Here is a 21,515-nt window from a genome sequence, read left to right on the forward strand (position 1 = left end):
ACTGAAAAATAGAGAAATAATTGACGTTAATTCGCTCTCTAGTGATCATTGTGTGAGTCATCTCGTGTCCAGTTGGCGTGGTTGTCCTAATATTTTTATATATACGGTTGGCAGACGGAGTAGCATCAGCCACTAAACTACAGACCCAGAAGGGTCAGCAACTTTGGTTCTCAAATGAAGCTCTTTAGATGGGGAGATTAATCTTAGCGAAAATACTTGACTCTGGCAATCCCTGATGTCATGAGTTTAAAGTATTAACCGATTAATCGACCTAGCTGCAAACAATTTTATCTGGAGGAGCCAAGAGCATTGGTGTTTCCTTGCTCACTCTGAAGTAATGCCACATTTTACAATCCGTGGCATAGAATGAATAATGTGACACAAATAAAGCAGATGAGTGAACTATCCAAATCCGTAGAAGTACATTTGGGTCGTCAGGGGCGGTTAGTCATTCCGGCAGCGTTGCGGCGATTGTTGGGGTTTGAGGAAGGGGATAAGCTAGTTGCCCGTGAGGAGGCGGGGCGGTTGGTGTTGGAAAAGCCAGAGGCGATTAAGCAAAAGTTGAAGGCACGGTTCGCACAGATACCCAAAAATCGCAGTTTGGTCGATGAGTTGATCGCTGAACGTCGCCAAGCCGCGAGAAAGGAAGAGACTGAATGACGGTAGTGTTGGACGCTTCAGCTTTGCTGGCTTATCTGAAGGGTGAGCCGGGAGAAGAGGTTGTAGATAGTGTGTTAACTGAGTCGGTGATATCCAGTGTGAACTGGGCGGAAGTCGTGCAGAAGGCGATCGCGGCAGGAGTCGAGGTGGATGGCATGGTGGATGATTTGCAGGCACTGGGGCTGACGGTAGAGCCGTTTACGCTGGAGGATGGGGAAATGGCAGGACGACTGTGGGAGTCAACTCGGCAAGCGGGATTATCTTTGGGAGATCGTGCCTGTTTGAGTCTGGGATGGCGATTGGGAGTTCGAGTTTTGACCTGCGATCGCGCCTGGGCTGCTCTCAATTTGTCTGTCGATGTGCAGGTAATTCGCTGATAAGCTATTCATTTCTATGGGATAGGTGTTGACCTAAGGGAGTCGATAATATTCCTAATATTTGGTTAACTTCTTTAATGAAGTAATCGTTTAAATCAATAAAAGCTGTTTGATCAACTAACTTGATAAACTTCCAAATCATTCCTGTCGTCACGGCACCATAGATAACATCAATGGGAATTTCCATTTGTTGATTGAAGCGTTGGGCAGCCACCATTTCAGCAATGCATTGTCCTAAACCACTTTTAATATTTTCGTTCTTAGCTTCTACCAGGGTAACGACTGGGGCATAGATTTCATACATTTCTGGGGAGGCGGTGAGAATATAATCACAGTATCCATAGAGTCCAACAGTTTGGTCTACGTTGAAGTCTGTACCCGAAAAAAAGCCGACTTGAAAGTTAAACTGTCGCCGGACTTCTAATAAAACGGGGGCAATAATTAATTCAGAACGGGCTTTTTCTGTGTTGATCGCATTAGCAAGGGGTAAAAATTCATGCAGCGTGATTTTGAGGTAATCGCTGGGTTCCAGAGGAGCAATATCCGGAAAAAGACGACTGGTTTCGTTTATAGTTAGGTTAAATGTTGTTCTGACTTTGCTGAGGCTAGTAAAATCGCTGTACGCCATATTAATAAGGTTAACATAGTTTGTTTGATATCATCTTGTTCACCAACTATACCCGCATTTCTCACAAGAAGCGCGAGCGCAAATCACAAAAACCTTACCAGACAAGGATTTAAGCCCATTTATTCCCCACAGCCGCACACAACAGTGTGTTGCACCTTCAAGCCTCTGAATAATCATGCTCCTCAACCTAATAAAAAAAGCAAATTGATGCTCATATTTTTAGAATATAGCTTTAGTAAAAGCAATTAGCGTAAACTTTACGCTAATTACTTTTCTTGATAAACTCAAATAGGATTTGAACAATTAACTTGAGAATAAAATCCATAAAGCCTGATATAATTTAGTTATAGAGAAAGTCAAGTATTTTGCTTTATGATTGCTAAATTATCTCAAGGAAATGACCATTCACTCAAGTTTGGGAAAAAGAAAGGGAAAGAAATTATTGCTAATTTTAACGGGGGTCAAATCACCTCAGAGGCAGGCATCGTTTGGTTAGCAGAGTTAGATGAAAAACTAAGAATTACAGCAAGATTTGCAGAATGCTTTCAAGACCATCGGCATTTATCTTATCTAAATTATTCAGTTCATCAATTACTCTCTCAAAGAGTTTATGGCATTGCTTTAGGTTATGAAGATGTCAATGATCATGACCAATTACGCTATGACCCTGCCTTAGCAATAGCTCTAGAAAAGCTCAATTTAGATGACTCATCATCAGCCATTTTAGCCGGGAAGAGTACCTTAAATCGACTTGAATATTGTCCGGAAACAATCCTTCAACAACAAGAGTCCCGCTATCATCGCATTGAAGCTAACCCGGAAGAAATCAAGAAAGCCTTCGTAGACATCTTTTTAGAGTCTTATCAAACCCCTCCTCAACAAATCATTTTAGACATGGATGTGACTGATGACCAAGTGCATGGACATCAAGAGGGAGCCTTTTTTAATACTTATTATAAAGGAGTTTGCTATGCACCTTTATACTAAACAATATTGTCCGAGAGGAGAAATGGAAAATCGGATTAAAGAACAGCAATTAGACTTATTTGCTGACCGAACTTCTACCCAAACCTTTCAAAGTAATCAACTTCGACTCTGGCTATCTTCAATGGCGTATGTTTTAATGCAAGCATTTCGTTATCACGGCTTGAAGAAAACTTCTTTGTCCAAAGCAACTGTCGGAACAATTCGCCTCAATTTCCTTAAATTAGGAGCGAGAATTACGGTTAGTGTGAGAAGAATTGTTATTGCCATATCCAGTTCTTGTCCTTATCAAGAGATTTTAGCTATTGCTCATTCCAGAATTCAAGCTATTCCCAATACTTCTTAAGTTTTCGGCTTCCATAACAACTAAATGATTTTTGAGGTGACTGCATTTTATTTCAGTCGGCTTTGTCGTGTAAACTTGGCGTGATTAACTAAGTTTGAGTGAAAAAAACAGGTGATAATTGACAATTTCAGGATAATTTTGTTTGATGAATTGGAATTTTTATATTCTTCTTTAAAAATCTCAACTTTTAAGCGGCAAATTGACTTATAGTATTAGTTTGTGAGAAATGCGGGTAAAGTCATTTAATTCTCCCGTTTTTTTATTATAAATTAACTCAAATCTGGACAGGTTTTTCACTTAAATTCAATAACTATTTTAACTTAACATCAAATTACTACTGGAACCTTTAAGTCTAGATCGCTGTCAACAGCAAGACAGTCTGTAAATTTTGCCCTACTATATAATATTTAGTTTATCTTTAATTTTGAAACTTAATTCATCTCACGCCAAAGCCAAGATTATGACAAAGGGGTTCTCACGGCATAAAGCCAAAATTGTGATCGGACTCTTAGCAATTTGCGCTTCATGTCTAGGTTTAGCCGCTCAACGTGTTAGTTTTGCAGAATCCCTAGTAATAGAGAGTTTAACCATGGGGGAAATTCTGCAACGTTTAGTGGTTCAGTCAACCCTTGAACTCGATCGCGAATGGGTAGAATCTGAAGCCGTTACCCCCTCAGCTTCTCCCTCACCTCAGACTCAAACTTTCGCTCAAACCCCCACTCAAGTTGTTGGCGGGGGGACAAAACTCTCCTTAAATGGTCGTATCGTACCCCTTGCTTGGAAACAGTGGCAGGTTGGGGGAGTCATTCGCACAGGTATCAGTGATGTAGGAGTTCAACAACTCTTCGGACTAGAATTGTTGAGTACCCGCAATTGGACGCGACAACCGATACAGTGGTTTTCTAATCCCCTGAGTACGCCTCTAGTTCTCGTAGCTCACCATCGTGATGCTTATCGCTATTTAGATATTACAGAGTTTGCCCAACAGGTGGGATGGCAATTTCAAGCTCAAGGAGATACATTAGCGCTAACCTCTATACCTGCACGATTAGACAGTATCCGACAAGAGACGCAGCTATGGGGGTTTAGGATTGTCCTTGATTTAGATCGTCCCACACCTTGGCAAGTGAGCAGAAGTCCTGGTGAAGGGGCGATTATCTTAAACGCGATCGCGAATCCGACTCTAGTTGAACAGTTTACCCCGCCTCCGGTTGTAGAAGATGAGGAAGATGAGGAAGTTGAGGGAGATGAGGAAGTTGAGGGAGATGAGGAAGATAATCAAGTCTTAGACAATCAACCGACGATCCAAGTTGAAACCAATCAAACTCAAACCACTATTGGGATATCGATTCCAGAGGGTTTACAGTTGCACGTTTTCAGCTTACCGAATCCCAATCGCTTAGTGATCGAACTTCGTCCCAATGCCATGGTAGAAAAAGACATTTTGTGGGCGCCCGGTATCTGGTGGCGTCAGCGGACTGTGACTCTGGGTGATCATCAGTTCCCTTTGGTGTGGCTAGAGGTTGATCCAAAGAATCCCCAAGTTAAATTAAGCCCAATGTGGAGTCATCCCACAACTCAAGTGGGAACCGCCCCCCTGATTAAAACAGCACAGTTATGGAAAGCGGCTGCTGCAATTAATGGTGGCTTCTTTAACCGGAATAATCAATTACCATTAGGTGCGATCCGCCGGGATGGATATTGGTATTCTGGTCCCATTCTCAACCGAGGTGCGATCGCGTGGACAGATCAGCATCAATTTAAGTTTGGACGCTTTAGCCTCCAGGAAACCTTAATTACCGCGAATGGAGAACGGTTTCCCAGTCTCTTTCTGAATAGTGGTTATGTGCAAGCCGGGATATCTCGCTATACCCCAGCTTGGGGCGTAACCTATACCCCTTTAACCGATAATGAAGTGATTTGGGTGGTGCAGAATAACCAGATTACGGCTCAATTACCCGGAGGAGTCGCTGGAGAGGAATCCTTTGTTATTCCAGTTAATGGGTATCTGCTTACCCACCGAGGACATGATCCAAATGCGATCGCTAAGTCACTCACCCTTGGCACAACCGTTCAGATTGAACAGAAAACCTTGCCCGTTGAGTTTAATGATTATCCTCATATCCTGGGTGCAGGTCCCTTGTTACTGCAAAATCGCCAAATTGTGTTAGACGCCAAAGCCGAAAACTTTAGTAATGCCTTTGCCCAACAATCTGCCATTCGGAGTGCGATCGGAATCACAGCAAATGGCACACTAATTATTGCGGCTATGCACAATCGTGTCGGTGGCAGGGGACCCAACTTGACGGAAACGGCACAGTTGATGCAACAACTGGGAGCCGTTGATGCGCTCAATCTCGATGGTGGCAGTTCTACTGGACTCTATTTGGGGGGTCATCTTCTAGATCGTTCTCCTCATACAGCCGCCCGGGTTCACAATGGTTTAGGACTCTTCCGACCCTATAAGTAGGTGGACACAATAAAAGAAGAGTGGTGGAGGTCGTTATTTTTCATTTGTCCTTAGTCCTTTGTAAGGGTTTGAGGATACTTTACAAAACTTAATGAATTACCTTTTCTTTTGTCCGACTCTTTTCTTAAAGTTTTGATAAAGCTCAAGCCTCTAAATGTAAAGACTTCCTACAATTTTACGAATCCACTCCCTACTGTATTCAAAATCTTAACTGAATTTGCTAATGTTGATTGTGGTTAGGTTTTGCGTTGTTGAGAACCTGGCAATAGCTAAAAATTCAATAAAACGTTTTTACGTGCGATTAATGTCGTAACTATTTTCAGGAGAAAGACTATGGTTCAGCAAGCAGTTCCTCAAGATTCGGCGATCACCCTACCCAGATCGTTGACTGCCGAAGGCGCTGCCGCTACAGAACTAAGACCTTGGGGTTCATTTACTGTTCTGGAAGAGGGGCGAGGATACAAAATTAAGCGTATTGAGGTGAAGCCGGGTCATCGCCTCAGTCTGCAAATGCACTACCATCGTAGTGAACACTGGATTGTTGTCAGTGGCATGGCGAAGGTTATTTGCGGGGATAAGGAATTATTGATTCATCAAAATCAGTCCAGTTACGTTCCTCAAGGACATGCTCATCGCCTAGAAAATCCGGGTGTCATTCCGCTGGTATTAATTGAAGTACAGAATGGCGAGTATCTTGGCGAAGATGACATTATTCGCTATGAAGATGACTACGCCCGCAGCGAGTCCACCTGACAATAGGTTGGATTGTCTGAAGTAGCTAAGATTGCTTACCTGTGCTTTACTCGCTTGACGCCAAATTTGCTCCTCCCTAATACTAGGGGAGGAAATTTTTTTGCCCCAGGTGACGAAAGTTCTCATCGTCATCAATAGAAGGAGTTTTTGAGAATTGCCTGTCAAGGTGATTTCTGATCCAGGACAAAACCAATGATTACACTGAGTCAAGCGGCGATCGCTGAAATTAGACGCCTGCAAACCAAGCGCCAGCAACAGCAAGCTCGATTACGCTTAGGAGTGAAGCCAGGAGGATGTGCCGATTTATACTATACTCTGGAGTTTGATGATGCCGTCAGAGCGAGCGATCGCGTCTATGATTGTCAAGGCGTCGCTGTTGTCGTGGATGAGGCAAGCATCAAGCATTTAACTACCCTCACCTTGGATTATTCCGAAGATCTCATGGGCGGTGGGTTTCGCTTTTATAATCCCAATGCCATTGAAACCTGTGGCTGTGGTAACTCGTTTCGAGTTAAGACGTGAGGAATGATCCGACGAGGTTGAAGGAGTAATTAAAGCACAAAGGACGTAGCTTGCTTCTCGCTTGGGCGAGCATGACCAAGGACAAAAGACAAAAAAATTGACATTATTGCCTAAAAGTCAGTACAATCAGAATTTGTCAATACTTGCAAACGATTCAAGGAATATCACGCGCCTTAACTCATGCCCACTATCCAGCAGCTTATTCGTAGCGAACGTGCCAAAATTAAGGCGAAAACAAAATCGCCTGCACTGAAACAATGTCCACAACGGCGGGGTGTTTGTACCCGCGTCTACACGACAACCCCCAAGAAACCGAACTCAGCCCTGCGGAAAGTGGCAAGGGTACGTCTGACCTCGGGTTTTGAAGTGACAGCGTATATTCCAGGGATTGGTCATAACCTTCAAGAACACTCGGTCGTCATGATTAGAGGAGGACGGGTTAAAGATTTACCCGGAGTTCGATATCACATTATTCGAGGAACTTTAGATACGGCAGGTGTGAAAGATCGCAAGCAAGGTCGTTCCAAGTACGGAACCAAGCGTCCTAAGTAAACCAAGAGAACTTTTCTAAATCTGCCAAAACCCTGCTAGACTTACCCATAGCGGTTTGTTTTGGGTAACTTGATCAGGAAAATAGGGAGATGAAGTGGCTTGCTTTTTTCAAGCAAGTCCTAAAGACTGGAGAAAAAATAATCAGTTCCAGGATAAATAGTTAAATTTGCCGTGTATGTATTTTGTAAAGGCTTACTATGTCTCGTCGTACAGTTGTTAAAAAGCGCCCAGTCCCCCCTGACCCGGTTTATAACAGCCGTTTGCTTAGTATGATGGTGCGCCGGATTATGCATCATGGAAAAAAATCAGTAGCATCTCGGATTATCTATGACGCCTTCAAAATTATTGAAGAACGCACCGGAAAGGAACCGCTAGAGGTATTTGAAGAAGCGGTACGGAATGTCACTCCCTTAGTAGAAGTGAAAGCCCGTCGGGTGGGAGGGGCAACCTATCAAGTTCCGATGGAAGTCCGCTCAGAACGCGGAATAACATTAGCCATGCGCTGGCTAATCCAGTTTTCCCGAAGTCGTCCAGGGAGAAGTATGGCGAGTAAATTCGCAAATGAGCTGATGGATGCGGCAAATGAAACGGGGAATGCCATTCGTAAGCGAGAAGAAACCCATCGGATGGCAGATGCCAATAAAGCGTTTGCTCATTATCGCTACTAATTCAGTAAGCTGATGACTGACAGGCAGAAGGAGGCTAAGGTTTAATTCGGCGTTCCGTGAGGAATAAAGTCGCCGGCTGGCTTTTTGAGGAACAAGTAGGACAAATCCCTAAAAAGTTAAACAAAGTATAGAATTGTAAAGAGATAGCAACGCAACGTGTAAACTTGCGGCACAGACGAAGGAGGTAGCTGTGGCACGTACCATCCCGCTTGAGAAAATACGCAATATCGGGATTGCCGCCCACATTGATGCGGGCAAGACAACAACAACAGAACGGATTCTGTTTTACTCAGGAATCGTTCATAAACTAGGCGAAGTCCATGAAGGGACAGCCGTGACCGACTGGATGGAGCAAGAGCGGGAACGGGGAATTACAATTACTGCTGCTGCCATCAGCACGAACTGGCTGGATCACCGGATTAACATCATTGATACACCGGGTCACGTAGACTTCACGATTGAAGTTGAGCGTTCGATGCGGGTTTTAGATGGTGTAATTGCTGTGTTCTGCTCAGTGGGAGGTGTCCAGCCCCAATCGGAAACCGTGTGGCGGCAAGCGGATCGCTACAAGGTGCCGAGGATTGCCTTTGTCAACAAGATGGATCGCACGGGTGCTAACTTTTTCAAAGTATATGAACAACTCCGCGATCGGATGCGTACCAATGCGGTGGCAATCCAAATTCCCATCGGCAGTGAAAGTGATTTCCACGGGATTGTCGATCTTGTGCAAATGCGTGCCCGGATTTATACCAATGACCTGGGTACGGATATGCAAGACACCGAAATCCCGGAAAAGGTTCAAGAGCTAGCCCAAGAGTACCGAGTTAAGCTGATCGAAGCTGTAGCTGAGACCGATGAAGCGCTCTTAGAAAAATATCTGGCAGAAGAAGAACTCACCGAAGCCGAAATTCGCTCTGCCCTGCGTAAAGGTACGATTGCCGGTACGATTGTGCCGGTGCTGTGTGGTTCAGCCTTCAAAAATAGAGGAGTACAGTTACTCCTTGATGGAGTGGTGGATTATCTACCCTCTCCGCAGGAAGTTCCGCCAATTCAGGGACTATTGCCAGATGGGACAACGGACAACCGACCAGCAAAAGATGAAGCTCCTCTATCGGCGCTGGCATTTAAAATCATGTCAGACCCTTATGGTCGTTTAACCTTCATGCGGGTCTACTCCGGAATTCTGCGAAAAGGTAGCTATATTCTCAACTCCACCAAAGATCAGAAGGAGCGTATCTCCCGGCTGATTATTTTGAAATCCAACGAACGGATTGAGGTCGATGAGCTACGAGCTGGCGATCTGGGTGCAGCAATTGGTCTCAAGCAAACGACAACGGGTGATACAATTTGTGGCGAAGAAGCCCCGATTATTTTGGAATCGCTTTATATTCCAGAGCCGGTGATTTCGGTAGCCGTAGAACCCAAAACCAAGCAGGATATGGAGAAGCTTTCCAAAGCACTCCAATCCTTATCGGAAGAAGATCCGACATTCCGGGTCAGTATCGACCCAGAAACCAATCAAACCGTGATTGCGGGAATGGGTGAACTTCACCTGGAAATTCTGGTTGATCGGATGCTGCGGGAGTTCAAAGTCGAAGCCAATGTGGGTGCCCCTCAGGTGGCTTACCGAGAAACCATCCGCAAATCCGTGCAAGCTGAAGGCAAGTTCATCCGTCAAAGTGGCGGTAAAGGTCAGTACGGTCATGTCGTCATTGAATTGGAGCCAGGTGAAACCGGTAGTGGGTTTGAATTTGTCTCCAAGATTGTTGGTGGTTCCGTACCGCGAGAATTTATTTCCCCGGCTGAGCAGGGTATGAAAGAAGCCTGCGAATCGGGTATCCTAGCTGGGTATCCCCTCATTGATGTCAAAGCCACATTAGTTGATGGTTCGTATCACGATGTTGATTCTTCGGAAATGGCGTTCAAAATTGCTGGTTCGATGGCAATTAAAAACGGCGTAACGAAAGCGGCACCCGTGTTACTCGAGCCTATGATGAAAGTGGAAGTTGAAGTGCCTGAAGACTTTCTCGGAGATGTCATGGGCGATCTCAACTCCCGCCGTGGTCAAATTGAAGGGATGGGTACCGATGAAGGTATTGCCAAAGTTTCTGCTAAAGTTCCATTAGCCGAAATGTTTGGTTATGCTACGGATATACGGTCAAAAACCCAAGGTCGAGGTATCTTCTCAATGGAGTTTAGCAACTATGATGAAGTGCCTCGTAACGTGGCTGAAGCTATCATTGCTAAGAGCAAAGGGAACGCATAACTAAGAAAAGGAAAACGTAATTCATGGCACGCTCAAAGTTTGAAAGGACTAAACCCCACGTCAACATTGGCACAATTGGTCACGTAGACCACGGTAAAACAACGTTGACGGCTGCCATTACCATGACTCTGGCTTCATCAGGTCAAGCAACCGCCAAGAAGTACGAAGAAATCGATGCGGCACCAGAGGAAAAGGCGCGGGGGATTACCATTAACACTGCTCACGTTGAGTATGAAACGGCGAATCGCCACTACGCTCACGTTGATTGCCCAGGACACGCTGACTACGTGAAAAACATGATCACGGGTGCGGCTCAAATGGATGGCGCGATCCTGGTGGTTTCCGCCGCTGACGGTCCGATGCCGCAAACACGGGAACATATCCTCCTTGCCAAGCAGGTAGGCGTCCCAAATTTGGTGGTCTTTTTGAATAAGAAAGACATGGTGGACGACGAAGAATTACTGGAATTGGTGGAATTAGAAGTCCGCGAACTCCTCAGTGATTATGAATTTGATGGAGATAATATTCCCATCGTGGCAGGCTCGGCGTTAAAGGCGCTTGACTCTCTTACCTCTAACCCAAGCATTAAGAAGGGTGATGATGAGTGGGTTGATCAGATCTATGCGTTAATGGATGAGGTCGATGCTTACATTCCTACCCCAGAACGGGATGTAGATAAGCCCTTCCTGATGGCAGTTGAAGATGTCTTCACCATCACCGGTCGGGGGACAGTCGCCACGGGTCGGATCGAGCGCGGTAAAGTCAAGATTGGCGACGAAGTTGAGCTAGTTGGACTCCGGGATACGGTCAAGAAAACCGTCACCGGCATTGAGATGTTTAAGAAGAGTCTCGATGAAGGGATGGCGGGTGACAATGCCGGAATTCTGCTCCGAGGTGTTGAGAAGAAAGATATTGAGCGGGGAATGGTAATTGCCAAGCCCGGTTCTATCACTCCTCATACTCAGTTTGAGTCGGAAGTCTATGTCCTCAAAAAAGAAGAAGGAGGACGTCATACTCCATTCTTTTCCGGTTATCGCCCTCAGTTCTACGTTCGTACCACCGATGTGACGGGAACAATCAGTTCCTACACCGCTGATGATGGTAGCAATGTGGAAATGGTCATGCCGGGAGACCGAGTAAAAATGACCGTGGAGTTAATCAACCCGATCGCGATTGAACAAGGAATGCGCTTTGCCATTCGCGAAGGCGGTCGCACCATCGGTGCAGGTGTTGTCTCCAAAATCCTCAAGTAGCACTGTTCTCACTCCAAAGAGTAGGAGCAGAGAGGCTGATGCTGTTCTCTGCTCCTTATTCTCTGTGTTGGCAAAACGTTATGAATTCTGAGTGTTGAGTTCTGAGTTCGGGAACATTCATTCAACACTCAACACTTCACAACTCCTAATTATTTCAGAACCTAGACAACTCAAAAAAATGGCAACGATTCAGCAGCAAAAAATTCGGATTCGTCTTAAAGCATTTGATCGGCGATTACTAGACACTTCATGCGAGAAGATTGTGGATACAGCAAATCGCACCAATGCTGCCGCCGTCGGTCCAATTCCCTTGCCGACCAAACGTCGTATTTATTGTGTCTTGCGATCGCCCCACGTTGATAAAGATTCGCGGGAACATTTTGAAACCCGTACTCATCGGCGACTTATTGACATTTATCAGCCATCGTCCAAAACCATTGACGCCCTGATGAAACTGGATTTACCGGCTGGTGTGGATATCGAAGTGAAGTTATAGGTGGAAGAGGAGAAGGGTAGGAGGGTAGAAGGGTAATGCTCTTGCCCAAATCAGTACAGGTAATAGACATGCCATAAAACCGGACAAGATATGAGTTAGTACAGCTTTAACGGATTTTGTGGCTTCTTGTCCCCAAAAAATCCGTTAAAGTAGGTAAAGAAGCGCAGTTACCCTTTTCACCAAGGCACAATGGCATCCTCTTCCTCAATTGCTGTTAGAGAACTTCCTTTGTTTCCACTGCCAGAAGTGGTTCTATTTCCGGGACGTCCTCTGCCCCTCCATATCTTTGAATTTCGCTATCGTATCCTGATGAACACGATTTTGGAGAGCGATCGGCGTTTTGGGGTATTAATGTGGGACCCGGTGCAAGGTCAACCCGCCGCCGTTGGCTGCTGCGCTGAAATCATACATTTCCAGCGTCTGCCTGATGATCGGATGAAAGTCTTAACCTTGGGTCAGCAACGATTTCGGGTTTTAGAATACGTCCGAGAAAAACCCTATCGTGTCGGATTAGTGGAATGGATAGAGGATCAACCCTCTCAAAAAGACTTAAAAGAAATTTCCACATCCGTTGAGCAATTGCTGCGAGATGTTGTCCATCTTTCTGCCAAGCTGACGGATCAGAAAATCGAGCTGCCCGAAGACTTGCCAGACCTGCCCTTAGAACTATCGTATTGGGTAGCGGGCAATCTTTACGGCGTCGCCTCAGAACAACAAGCGTTGTTAGAAATGCAGGATACAGCAGCCCGTTTGGAACGCGAAGCGGAAATACTTACCTCCACGCGCAATCATTTGGCTGCCCGTACAGTCCTTAAAGATGCATTTAATTGAAGACTGGATAGATAGATTGCCAGTCCAATAAATCTATTGATTGACTCCGTACCTCCGTCAATCCGCTCCCTATCCCCACCCTATAGGCGTCATTCTTTCCTGACAGCTACGAAAATCCGCCTATTGAGGGTGGGGACTTCCGTGATACGTTAAGCTTAATTCTCAATCAGCGCAGTTGAATCAATGGGTATGACGCTGTAGCTGCCAAAAATTTTCAGAATTTCTGTATGAGAGGCAGCTTCTGAGAGTGCCTCTTGCACCAACGGTGTGGAGGCATTGGCTTCTAAATCAATAAAGAAAAGATACTCACCCAGCGATCGCTTCGTCGGGCGAGACTCAATCCGACTCAGGTTAATCTCTCGTTGGGCAAAGGCTTGCAGAGGTTTAACTAAGGCTCCCGGTACATTGGCGGGCGTGCTAAAAGCCAGGGAGGTATGACTACCCCCAGGAGACGATTGCTGACCTACAATCCAAAAACGAGTACAGTTGTCTGGATAATCATTGATAGCCGCCGCCAGGATAGGTAATTGATAAAGCATCGCCGCCCGTTGAGACGCGATCACGCCTGCCGTATAGTCAGTATCTAGATGCTGTAAGGCTTCTGTGGTTGAATTGGTGGGTACGAGTTGTACCAAGGGTAGACTGTTTTCTAGCCACCCTTGACATTGGGCAAGGGCTTGAGGATGAGAATAAACGGTTTGGATTGCCTGAAGACGAGATGCCCGTGATAACAGGGCATGTTGGATTGGCAAAACCAATGCCTGTTGAATTTGTAGTTGATCGAGTTGCCACAGCGTATCCAATGTAATCGTGACACTGCCTTCAATGGAATTTTCCACAGGCACCACCGCCAAATCCGCTTGCCCTTTGGCGACGGCGTGCAGAGTTTGGGCAATGCTGGGATAAGGACATAACCAGGCTTTTGAATCACATTCACGGGTAAGAGTGCGACAGTAAGCTAATGCTGCCGCTTCTGCGTAAGTCCCTGGTGGTCCAAGATGGGCAATTGAAATTGACATAAACTGCGCTTTAGTTTAGAATTTAATGCTTTATTTGTTTTAAGTAATGAGATTTAATAATTTCCGTCCTTAGGACTAAACTATTGCTCTGATCGAGGAACTGAAAGTCTTCTATAGGAAGATAACGGTTGGCGAGCATAATTTCTACAATCGGAGTAAGGATTAAGTTACATGCTGTAGTCTCATTTACGAGACTCGCTCATCCCCATAACCTTAAAAAATTTCCCCCAGTTATGTAAATAAACTTTATTAAAGTAAGATTAACTTTAAGAAACTTAGACAAAACCCAACGTTGCTCTCACCCTATGACCAGCCAGTTTACTGCATCCCAATCTGTAGAACTTGCCGTACCCGAACAACCCATCCCGATTCAGCACTATTTACGTCAACCTCAGCGCCTGGTACACGCGATCGCTGATCCGAATCTGATCGAGCAACTGAGTCCAGAGCAGTTTCGCCTAAAGATGCGTCCATTAAATTTTCTGTCGTTAACCTTTCAACCGCGAGTCATTCTCAAAGTTTGGGCAGATGTTAACGGTACAGTTCATCTGCGATCAGTAGATTGTGACATTCCTGGATTAGACTACATCAATCAACGCTTTACCCTGGAGGTCAAAGGAAAACTCTATCCTGAGCAACAGCAAAACACCACTCGGCTTAAAGGTAAGGCTGATTTAAAGGTTCGGGTGGATATTCCCTTTCCTCTATCGATGACACCCCAACCCATTATTGAAACAACCGGAAATGGATTACTCAAAAGTGTGTTGCTGCGAATTAAGCAGAAATTAATGCATCAACTGCTTTTAGATTATCGTCAATGGGCTAACGCAGATCATCAAACCCTGGCTCAACCTAAATCTCAGCAGCTTGCACCCGCTGATAATCCCACCATTTAGTCATTTGTCAGGGAACAGGGAATAGGGAATAGGGAACAGGGAACAGTTAAGGTAGAGTTTTGAGTTAACTTCCTCATTTTCCCATCTCCCAGACGCGCCATGGCACGTCTCTACATGGCTCCCCCTGCTCCTGCGCTCCTGTACACCCCAACTCCCTCATCCCCTATCCCCAAGTTGACAAGGACGAAACGAACGGCGATGCTGTGGCGAAGGACCAAACTCTTGAAGGGCTAAACGATGTCGTTCGGTTCCGTACCCCTTATTAGCGGCTAAGTCATAATCGGGATACTTCGTCGCTAAACGCCCAACTAAATCATCACGCCAGACTTTCGCCACAATGCTAGCCGCTGCGATTTCCAGCGATCGCTGATCTCCTTTAATCAGACTTTTTTGGGGTACAGGTAAGCCTACCAATGCCTGTCTCCCATCAATCAAACATAAATCAGGCTGCACTTTTAACTTAAGCACAGCCCGTTTCATTGCCAACAGAGAGGCTTGTAAGATATTAATTTGGTCGATTTCAGTACTGGTGGCATAACCAATACTCCAATCGACGGCTAACTCTTGAATCTCTTGCGCCAATTTCTGGCGTCGTAGACGAGTTAATTGTTTACTATCTTTCATTCCAGAACCAGCCAAATTGGGCAGAGTCGATGCGGGTAAAATAACCGCTGCTGCTACAACCGGACCAAATAAAGCGCCACGCCCAACTTCATCGACTCCGGCAATCAATTTGCGATCGCCCGATAGTTCCGGTAGTTGACAATAGTTAGCTGAATTTTCCATTTTCATGGATTCTTGAGAGTCAACTTAAAGTGAATGATACTGAAATTTTGGCTGGTGGGTTGAGCGAAGTCGAAACCCACCCTACGGTATATCAAGGGTTTCGGTGATCCAAAATAGCTTATTTCAGTGCCATTCAACCTAAGGTAAAAACCAGTACTGGCAAGCCTTGAGGTATGTATCCGTACCTCCAAATGAAAAAAATCTTCCACTTCCCTCTCCTTGTAGGAGAGGGCTAAGGAGAGGTTCGGGGAAGGGTTTGGGGAGGGGTCTAATGACCAGCAGTATCCAAGCGTGGGAGAGGGGCTAGGGGTGAAGCCTAACTTGGGGGGTGATACCCAATCCGCTTTTGAAACCCCTTTATCCCTTACTCATTCTCCATTGCTGAAGAACGGCGGCGACGACGACGAATCAAAGGCGGTTTTGTTTCCGATTCGCTGGTTGAGGTTGAATCAGCCGATGATTCTAAATCAACATCAGCGGCAACTCCCGAAGAAGTAACCAGTACCTTGTCTGAACTCTCTTCTGAGTCTGACTCCTCTGATGGGTGAGACATATCCTCCCATGAATCGTCAGTGGTGTCATTGTCAGTGGTGTCATTGTCATTGTCAGTGGTGTCATTGTCAGTGGTGTCATTGTCAGTGGTGTCATTGTCAGAAGACTCCGATTCAGCTTCTCCAGGAAGCACCACCGAAACCATAACTGATCGGGGATTTCTAATCTCCTTATCTAACCGCACTAATGGTGAAATGCCCATCAAGGCATAAACATCCTGTTCTTCCGGCGTCATCTCAACCTGAATAACTTCCGGCGGTTCCATTTCTACCACCGACCGAATGAGCTGGGGTTTGCCCACTCGTTCACTGGAGTCTGACACGATGGGACGTTCAACAGATGTCGTATCGCGCCTCATCCCCTCTACGTCTTCACTCACATCAGAGGAACGTTGGGACAGGGTAATTGGGCGAACATTGCTCTTGGCTACAGGTTCATCCTTGGAGATTACATCCTCCAGGCGGCGACGGCGACGGCGGCGATTAGTGCCATTGGGGATTCCCCGTTCTTGATAACTTGGATGATTGAGTTCAAGTTCATCCGGTTCATTAAAGCCAGGGATATCCAGAGGTTCTGGAAGATCAGGGGTTTCTGGGATTTCAACGCGAGAAATAGTCTCTGGCTCTTGCTGCACTTGAGGTTCTGGCTCACCGGGAAGATGCACCAGATGTCCCAATCCACCACAGCTTGGACAAGTGCGACCAAATAATTCGTAAATATTTTGACCTTGGCGCTTGCGGGTGAGTTCGACTAACCCCAGTTCTGACAATTGGGCGATTTGGGGTCTGGCTTTGTCCATTTTCAACGCTTTGTTGAAATGTTCCAGAACTTGTAATTGGTCTCGCCGCGAGTCCATATCGATAAAGTCCACGATGATTACGCCAGCAATATTACGTAGGCGCAATTGGCGGGCGATTTCCGTCGCGGCTTCACAGTTAGTCCAGAGGACGGTTTCTCGCGCCGTGGCGGAACGGGTAAAGGAACCGGAGTTTACATCAATAACGGTTAGCGCTTCCGTCGGTTGGATAATAATATAGCCTCCCGATGGCAGATCGACTCGTGGCTTTAAGGCTTCTCGAATCGCCGCATTAATTCGGAAATAATCGAGAATTGAGAGGCGATCGCGGTGATGGTCAATTAAAACCCCTTCCGGTGATCGACCGCCACTCCAGCTTACTAACTGCTGTTTTACCCGTTTGACCCCAGTATTGGAATCAACCACAATCCGATTCACATCCGCTGTGTACATATCGCGGAGGACTCGTTGGATAAAATCATCATCGCGATTCAGTAGAGCTGGCGCTCTGGTCGAAGTTGCCTCCTGCTGGATGGCTTCCCACTGACGTTGCAGCGCCTCCAAATCCTCCATTATCGCTTCTTCCGCTCTGCCCTCGGCTTCTGTGCGAACCAATAATCCCATCCCAGCGGGTTTAATCAGCACAGCCAAGGCTCTGAGGCGATTACGTTCGTTTTCGTTCTTTATCCGTCGGGATAAATTAACCCCTCGTCCATAAGGCATCAGCACCAGATAACGACCCGGTAAGCTGATATTTCCGGTCAGCCGAGGACCTTTATTGCCCGTTGGCTCCTTCATCACTTGGACTAAGACTTTTTGCTGCGGGGTGAGCAGTTCCGTAATCGCCCCGGAGCGACGTTTAAGTCGCAGCGGACCCAAGTCGGTGACATGAATAAATCCATTGCGTTCGGCATCACCGATATTGACGAATGCGGCATCAATGCCGGGTAAAACATTTTCGACAATGCCGAGATAAATATCACCTACTTGGTGGCTGCCCGTGGCAACGACAAGTTCTTGGATTTGATCTTCTGAAAAGACAGCAGCCAGACGATATTGCTCTGCAATAATAATTTGCTTTGCCATTCAATTTCCTCAAAATTTGGCAGTACGCTCAAGTACTGAAGCTTGGTCTTTGTTGAAATTTTAGATAGCTGATTAGTTTAGAGAACAGGCAAACGAGCCAAGCTTGAATAATGCTTGAATGCTTGTCTGAGTTACCTTTTCCACCAAAAATCTTAAATCGCATACCTAAAATTGATCGGTCACTCTTACTTTGGCTACCCTTTATGATTCTGAAAAGCAAAAACTTTAGCTTTACTTAGAAAACGTAAATTGTGATCGGGGAGTGACTGAAGACTACTGACACTCTCATGGATCTACTTTTTCTCCAATGCTACAGGTAGCCAATGTCATATCCCTTCGCCCAAGGGTCAGCATTGGAGTTTGGTAACGTGCAAGTCAAAAGTCTGGAAGTGTGAATCAGTTGCGGACAGTATCTATGAGATAGTTTCTACAGATCGAACCTAGTGTCACTGTAGGTACGCAACTGTTTCCTCAATTTTACATTATACTGCTTTGATTGTTGATTGTTAACGGGTAAGACTATCAGTTTAGCTGTGAGGGGGTTATCGCGGGTTACAGAATCGACGTTTTAGGGGTTTGAGCTTGACGCAAGGACTCAATTGTCGCGATCGCGTGTTGGGCAACCTGATCAATTTCCTCTCTGGTATTAAAGCGCCCCATGCCAAACCGGATTGAGGCATGGGCTAAAGGTTTTGAATGTCCCAGTGCCAAGAGGACATGGGATGGGGCTACGTGGCTTGATGAACAAGCTGAACCCGATGACACGGCGACAACAGGCTGTAATCCCAACAGCAGGGCAGAACCATCTACTCCCTCAACCGAAATATTAAGATTTCCTGACAATCGCTGCTCAGGATGACCATTCAGGTGAATTCCCCCTAATGAAGACAGGGTAGTCCAGAGGTGTTCCCGTAACTGGCGGAGGCGTTGAGATTCAGAGGCTTGTTCGGCTAATCCGAGTTCCACCGCTTTGGCAAAGCTACGATTTGCGGTGTGTAGAGTGTACCCGAACGGAGTCCCCGTTCCTGTCCCCCTCCCTGAATTTGTGACGCTAACTTCACTTTCGGGTTACGGCGGCGAACATACAGTGCCCCAATCCCCTTAGGACCATATAGCTTATGGGCAGTGAAGGACATGAGGTCAATATTCATATCTAGAACATCCACGGGAATTTTACCAATCCCTTGGGCAGCGTCGGTATGGAAGAGTACCTGATGCTGGTGACAAAGTTCTCCAATTTCAGCCAGGGGTTGTAATACGCCAATTTCGTTATTGGCAGCCATCACCGAGACTAAAATCGTATCGGAACGAATCGCTTTTTCAAGCTGGGTTAGGTTGACGAGTCCATCCCCTTGAACAGGCAAAAATGTGACCTCAAATCCTAAGTCTTGTAAATAGGTACAGGGATCAAGCACGGCTGGATGTTCAGTTTGGATGGTAATGATATGACGCCCTTTACTGAAATAGGCTTCAGCCACCCCTTTAATCGCTAGATTATTCGCTTCTGTGGCGCCACTGGTGAAGACAATTTCCTTTGGTGTGGCGTGGATAGCGTCAGCAAGGGTTTGTCGTGCTTGTTTGACCGCTGCTTCTGCTTCCCAACCATAAGCGTGGCTGATACTGGAAGGATTGCCGAAATGTTCTCTAAAATAAGGTAGCATCGCCTCTAGCACCCGTTCATCCATGGGGGTGGTGGCGTGGTTGTCAAGGTAAATGGGACGATGAGACATAGTGAGTAAGTCGGTAGGGACAGTTAAAGTTAAGGGCGGTGATCGTCATTTTGTCATTTGTAAGGGTTTGAGAGGTGTTTACATAGCTTATAGAGTTCATTTTCTCGTTTCAATAGGCTGAATGTTTCAGATAAGGCATACTTAGATGTGTTTTGTTGAACGAGTTTAACAAATACCAATTCACTCCCATTCGTCACTAACCCAAAAATCGGTTGATCAGGACGAGAGTTTGCCACCATATAAGCTAGGGCTTTAGGTAAGCTGTTCGGCATTTAAACCTTAATATCAATAAGGGCGAAATCCTTGTAGTGCGTTAAGCGAAGCCATGCCGCAGGCTTTGCATCTTGCTCGCTACCCATTCCCAATTTAAATGCATGAAAACTTATACCATTTAGAAGTGATAAGCCAGCATTTTTTGACTCAATTACAAGTAACCACAAATGGTCTTTTAAGACCATAATATCCAGGCGATCGCGTACAACTTCCTCTTGGTCTAGAACTTGTTTTTCTAAGTCAAAAATGTCCGGGAGATTCTCGTACCACTCTGAAAAAAATTGGTCATCATCGGCTTGGGTTAAACCGAATTTTTGTTCAAGGTCGATGATGTTCAAAGTTTGAGCTTGGATGATTTGAACCATAATTAGTAAATTTTATCACAATAAATCTGAGTGGGAATCATGACAATGGATATAAATATCTTGGCGTGACATGGGGCGCAAGCCTTGCGCCCCTACATACAAGAATGGAATAGGTTGTGGGTTGTGTTGACACCTGTTACCTCACAAAATCTAGGAATAAAAGCTTTTACTACGAACCTAATTGATTTTTTCGTTCTCAATGACTATAACCGATTAATAAAGACAATCAGTAAAGGGAGTGTTAGCGATCGCGCTTTTGTTAAGATACGTTTAGGGATCTGGAAAAAAGCACCTTAGTGGAGAGAGACGCTGATCATGTCAAACTTGGCAACCCAAGAGACAACATCCCCAACTGTGGTAGGCTGGGAACCATCTATGCCGCCAACTGACTTAATCTTTGATGATGGAGAACCGTTGGAAAGTAATCGTCACCGTATTGCTATAAATGTCCTGATTCGATCATTGCAGCAAGCCTATCTTGACCGCAATGATTTTTTCACTAGCGGCAATATGTTTATCTATTACAGCAGTGAACAGGCGCGGAACCGAGATTTTAGAGGACCTGATTTCTTTGCTGTATTAAATGTTGATGGGACGACTGAACGGCAAGGTTGGGTCGTGTGGGAAGAAGGAGGACGTTATCCTGATGTAATAGTTGAATTAATGTCTCCTTCTACAGCGGCTATGGATACGGGGACTAAGAAAGATATTTATGAGCGCATTTTTAGAACACCGGATTACTTTGTGTTTAATCCCTTTGACCCCAATTCCTTACAGGGTTGGCATTTGGATGCGTCTCAAAAGTATCAACCGTTAGTTCCCAATGAACAGGGTTGGCTGTGGTGTCAGACATTGGGGTTATGGTTGGGAACTTGGCACGGAACTATAGACCGAGAGACGGCGGTTTGGTTACGATTTTATGATCAAGATGGTAATCTTGTTCCCCTACCCGAAGAAGCCGCTCAACAGCAAGTGGAAGCGGCTCAACAGCAAGGACTTCAACAAGGAACATTACGACAATTATTGCGTATTATTGCTACTCGCTTTGACCAGATTCCACCAGATCTTGAGCCACGTTTACAGTTACTTGAAGTCAATCAATTAGAGGATTTGGTAGTGGTGGCTTTAACGGCACAAACCCTGGCAGAATTCGTCAGTAACGTGCCGGAAGGTTCATGATAGAATTAGATGCGATACGTCCTATCG

Annotated in this window: 19 protein-coding genes and 2 pseudogenes; 14 read left to right on the forward strand and 7 right to left on the reverse strand. The window is 45.6% G+C overall.

Annotated features, from left to right (window positions below; genetic code table 11):
• Positions 1-393: 393 nt before the first annotated feature.
• Together MC7420_RS22315 and MC7420_RS22320 are read left to right on the forward strand one after the other, a co-directional pair.
• Complete coding sequence (locus tag MC7420_RS22315; protein ID WP_044209065.1) at positions 394-660, forward strand: AbrB/MazE/SpoVT family DNA-binding domain-containing protein; 267 nt, start codon at positions 394-396, stop codon at positions 658-660.
• On the forward strand, positions 657-1,037 hold the full coding sequence (locus tag MC7420_RS22320; RefSeq protein ID WP_006103294.1) for a type II toxin-antitoxin system VapC family toxin: 381 nt from the start codon (positions 657-659) through the stop codon (positions 1,035-1,037). Before MC7420_RS22315 ends, MC7420_RS22320 begins: the two co-directional genes overlap by 4 nt.
• Before the next feature lie 4 nt (positions 1,038-1,041).
• On the opposite strand, the gene MC7420_RS22325 is transcribed toward MC7420_RS22320, so the two are convergent.
• A complete protein-coding gene (locus MC7420_RS22325) occupies positions 1,042-1,665 on the reverse strand; it encodes a hypothetical protein (RefSeq protein ID WP_006103107.1) in 624 nt (207 codons plus the stop codon).
• Between the two features lie 372 nt (positions 1,666-2,037).
• Here MC7420_RS22325 and MC7420_RS36270 point away from each other — a divergent pair.
• From MC7420_RS36270 to MC7420_RS22375, 10 genes and pseudogenes are all read left to right on the forward strand, one after another.
• Positions 2,038-2,995: pseudogene (locus MC7420_RS36270) on the forward strand (transposase).
• 589 nt (positions 2,996-3,584) lie between these two features.
• Positions 3,585-5,465, forward strand: coding sequence for a phosphodiester glycosidase family protein (locus MC7420_RS22335; protein ID WP_232231760.1), 1,881 nt, complete (start codon positions 3,585-3,587; stop codon positions 5,463-5,465).
• Between the two features lie 333 nt (positions 5,466-5,798).
• Positions 5,799-6,218: a phosphomannose isomerase type II C-terminal cupin domain gene (locus MC7420_RS22340; protein ID WP_006103117.1), complete on the forward strand. Its 420-nt coding sequence runs from the start codon at positions 5,799-5,801 to the stop codon at positions 6,216-6,218.
• 192 nt (positions 6,219-6,410) lie between these two features.
• Positions 6,411-6,740, forward strand: a complete 330-nt coding sequence (locus MC7420_RS22345; RefSeq protein WP_006103249.1) for a HesB/IscA family protein — start codon at positions 6,411-6,413, stop codon at positions 6,738-6,740.
• Positions 6,741-6,920: 180 nt separating this feature from the next.
• Complete coding sequence (rpsL, locus tag MC7420_RS22350; protein ID WP_006103254.1) at positions 6,921-7,292, forward strand: 30S ribosomal protein S12; 372 nt, start codon at positions 6,921-6,923, stop codon at positions 7,290-7,292.
• A gap of 197 nt (positions 7,293-7,489) precedes the next feature.
• Positions 7,490-7,960 carry a 30S ribosomal protein S7 gene (gene rpsG / locus MC7420_RS22355; protein ID WP_006103261.1) on the forward strand — a complete coding sequence of 157 codons (471 nt, stop codon included), beginning with the start codon at positions 7,490-7,492 and terminating at the stop codon, positions 7,958-7,960.
• 190 nt (positions 7,961-8,150) lie between these two features.
• Entirely contained in the window at positions 8,151-10,226 is a 2,076-nt protein-coding gene (gene fusA / locus MC7420_RS22360; RefSeq protein WP_006103204.1) for an elongation factor G, read from the forward strand.
• Between the two features lie 23 nt (positions 10,227-10,249).
• The gene (gene tuf, locus MC7420_RS22365) at positions 10,250-11,479 is read left to right on the forward strand and encodes an elongation factor Tu (protein WP_006103297.1); all 1,230 of its coding nucleotides are present in this window, start codon (positions 10,250-10,252) and stop codon (positions 11,477-11,479) included.
• 178 nt (positions 11,480-11,657) lie between these two features.
• On the forward strand, positions 11,658-11,975 hold the full coding sequence (rpsJ, locus tag MC7420_RS22370) for a 30S ribosomal protein S10 (RefSeq protein ID WP_044208966.1): 318 nt from the start codon (positions 11,658-11,660) through the stop codon (positions 11,973-11,975).
• A gap of 189 nt (positions 11,976-12,164) precedes the next feature.
• A complete protein-coding gene (locus MC7420_RS22375; RefSeq protein WP_044208968.1) occupies positions 12,165-12,806 on the forward strand; it encodes an LON peptidase substrate-binding domain-containing protein in 642 nt (213 codons plus the stop codon).
• 155 nt (positions 12,807-12,961) lie between these two features.
• Here MC7420_RS22375 and pheA read toward each other — a convergent pair whose 3' ends face one another.
• Positions 12,962-13,825 carry a prephenate dehydratase gene (pheA, locus tag MC7420_RS22380; protein WP_006103209.1) on the reverse strand — a complete coding sequence of 288 codons (864 nt, stop codon included), beginning with the start codon at positions 13,823-13,825 and terminating at the stop codon, positions 12,962-12,964.
• 305 nt (positions 13,826-14,130) lie between these two features.
• Here pheA and MC7420_RS22385 point away from each other — a divergent pair, with 305 nt between their 5' ends.
• Positions 14,131-14,721 carry a DUF1997 domain-containing protein gene (locus MC7420_RS22385; RefSeq protein WP_006103274.1) on the forward strand — a complete coding sequence of 197 codons (591 nt, stop codon included), beginning with the start codon at positions 14,131-14,133 and terminating at the stop codon, positions 14,719-14,721.
• 156 nt (positions 14,722-14,877) lie between these two features.
• On the opposite strand, the gene MC7420_RS22390 is transcribed toward MC7420_RS22385, so the two are convergent.
• The 5 genes and pseudogenes from MC7420_RS22390 to MC7420_RS42800 form a co-directional block, all read right to left on the reverse strand.
• On the reverse strand, positions 14,878-15,513 hold the full coding sequence (locus MC7420_RS22390) for a ribonuclease HII (RefSeq protein WP_006103186.1): 636 nt from the start codon (positions 15,511-15,513) through the stop codon (positions 14,878-14,880).
• 358 nt (positions 15,514-15,871) lie between these two features.
• Positions 15,872-17,941, reverse strand: coding sequence for an Rne/Rng family ribonuclease (locus MC7420_RS22395; protein ID WP_006103304.1), 2,070 nt, complete (start codon positions 17,939-17,941; stop codon positions 15,872-15,874).
• A gap of 552 nt (positions 17,942-18,493) precedes the next feature.
• Positions 18,494-19,671 (reverse strand): annotated as a pseudogene (locus MC7420_RS22400) (cysteine desulfurase family protein).
• Between the two features lie 53 nt (positions 19,672-19,724).
• A complete protein-coding gene (locus tag MC7420_RS42795) occupies positions 19,725-19,943 on the reverse strand; it encodes a hypothetical protein (protein WP_044208972.1) in 219 nt (72 codons plus the stop codon).
• Positions 19,944-20,309, reverse strand: coding sequence for a hypothetical protein (locus MC7420_RS42800; protein WP_006103246.1), 366 nt, complete (start codon positions 20,307-20,309; stop codon positions 19,944-19,946).
• Between the two features lie 315 nt (positions 20,310-20,624).
• Between MC7420_RS42800 and MC7420_RS22415 the strand changes: the two genes are divergently transcribed.
• Entirely contained in the window at positions 20,625-21,488 is an 864-nt protein-coding gene (locus MC7420_RS22415) for a Uma2 family endonuclease (RefSeq protein WP_006103115.1), read from the forward strand.
• Positions 21,489-21,515: the final 27 nt, after the last annotated feature.

This window comes from Coleofasciculus chthonoplastes PCC 7420, assembly GCF_000155555.1.
GTDB lineage: Bacteria > Cyanobacteriota > Cyanobacteriia > Cyanobacteriales > Coleofasciculaceae > Coleofasciculus > Coleofasciculus chthonoplastes_A.

Bases quoted from the DNA above. Each gene is read 5' to 3' on its own strand.
- MC7420_RS22315 (WP_044209065.1), top strand. From the start codon at position 394: ATGAGTGAACTATCCAAATCCGTAGAAGTACATTTGGGTCGTCAGGGG.
- MC7420_RS22320 (WP_006103294.1), top strand. From the start codon at position 657: ATGACGGTAGTGTTGGACGCTTCAGCTTTGCTGGCTTATCTGAAGGGT.
- MC7420_RS22325 (WP_006103107.1), bottom strand. From the start codon at position 1,665: ATGGCGTACAGCGATTTTACTAGCCTCAGCAAAGTCAGAACAACATTT.
- MC7420_RS22335 (WP_232231760.1), top strand. From the start codon at position 3,585: ATGGGGGAAATTCTGCAACGTTTAGTGGTTCAGTCAACCCTTGAACTC.
- MC7420_RS22340 (WP_006103117.1), top strand. From the start codon at position 5,799: ATGGTTCAGCAAGCAGTTCCTCAAGATTCGGCGATCACCCTACCCAGA.
- MC7420_RS22345 (WP_006103249.1), top strand. From the start codon at position 6,411: ATGATTACACTGAGTCAAGCGGCGATCGCTGAAATTAGACGCCTGCAA.
- rpsL (WP_006103254.1), top strand. From the start codon at position 6,921: ATGCCCACTATCCAGCAGCTTATTCGTAGCGAACGTGCCAAAATTAAG.
- rpsG (WP_006103261.1), top strand. From the start codon at position 7,490: ATGTCTCGTCGTACAGTTGTTAAAAAGCGCCCAGTCCCCCCTGACCCG.
- tuf (WP_006103297.1), top strand. From the start codon at position 10,250: ATGGCACGCTCAAAGTTTGAAAGGACTAAACCCCACGTCAACATTGGC.
- rpsJ (WP_044208966.1), top strand. From the start codon at position 11,658: ATGGCAACGATTCAGCAGCAAAAAATTCGGATTCGTCTTAAAGCATTT.
- MC7420_RS22375 (WP_044208968.1), top strand. From the start codon at position 12,165: ATGGCATCCTCTTCCTCAATTGCTGTTAGAGAACTTCCTTTGTTTCCA.
- pheA (WP_006103209.1), bottom strand. From the start codon at position 13,825: ATGTCAATTTCAATTGCCCATCTTGGACCACCAGGGACTTACGCAGAA.
- MC7420_RS22385 (WP_006103274.1), top strand. From the start codon at position 14,131: ATGACCAGCCAGTTTACTGCATCCCAATCTGTAGAACTTGCCGTACCC.
- MC7420_RS22390 (WP_006103186.1), bottom strand. From the start codon at position 15,513: ATGAAAATGGAAAATTCAGCTAACTATTGTCAACTACCGGAACTATCG.
- MC7420_RS22395 (WP_006103304.1), bottom strand. From the start codon at position 17,941: ATGGCAAAGCAAATTATTATTGCAGAGCAATATCGTCTGGCTGCTGTC.
- MC7420_RS42795 (WP_044208972.1), bottom strand. From the start codon at position 19,943: ATGCCGAACAGCTTACCTAAAGCCCTAGCTTATATGGTGGCAAACTCT.
- MC7420_RS42800 (WP_006103246.1), bottom strand. From the start codon at position 20,309: ATGGTTCAAATCATCCAAGCTCAAACTTTGAACATCATCGACCTTGAA.
- MC7420_RS22415 (WP_006103115.1), top strand. From the start codon at position 20,625: ATGTCAAACTTGGCAACCCAAGAGACAACATCCCCAACTGTGGTAGGC.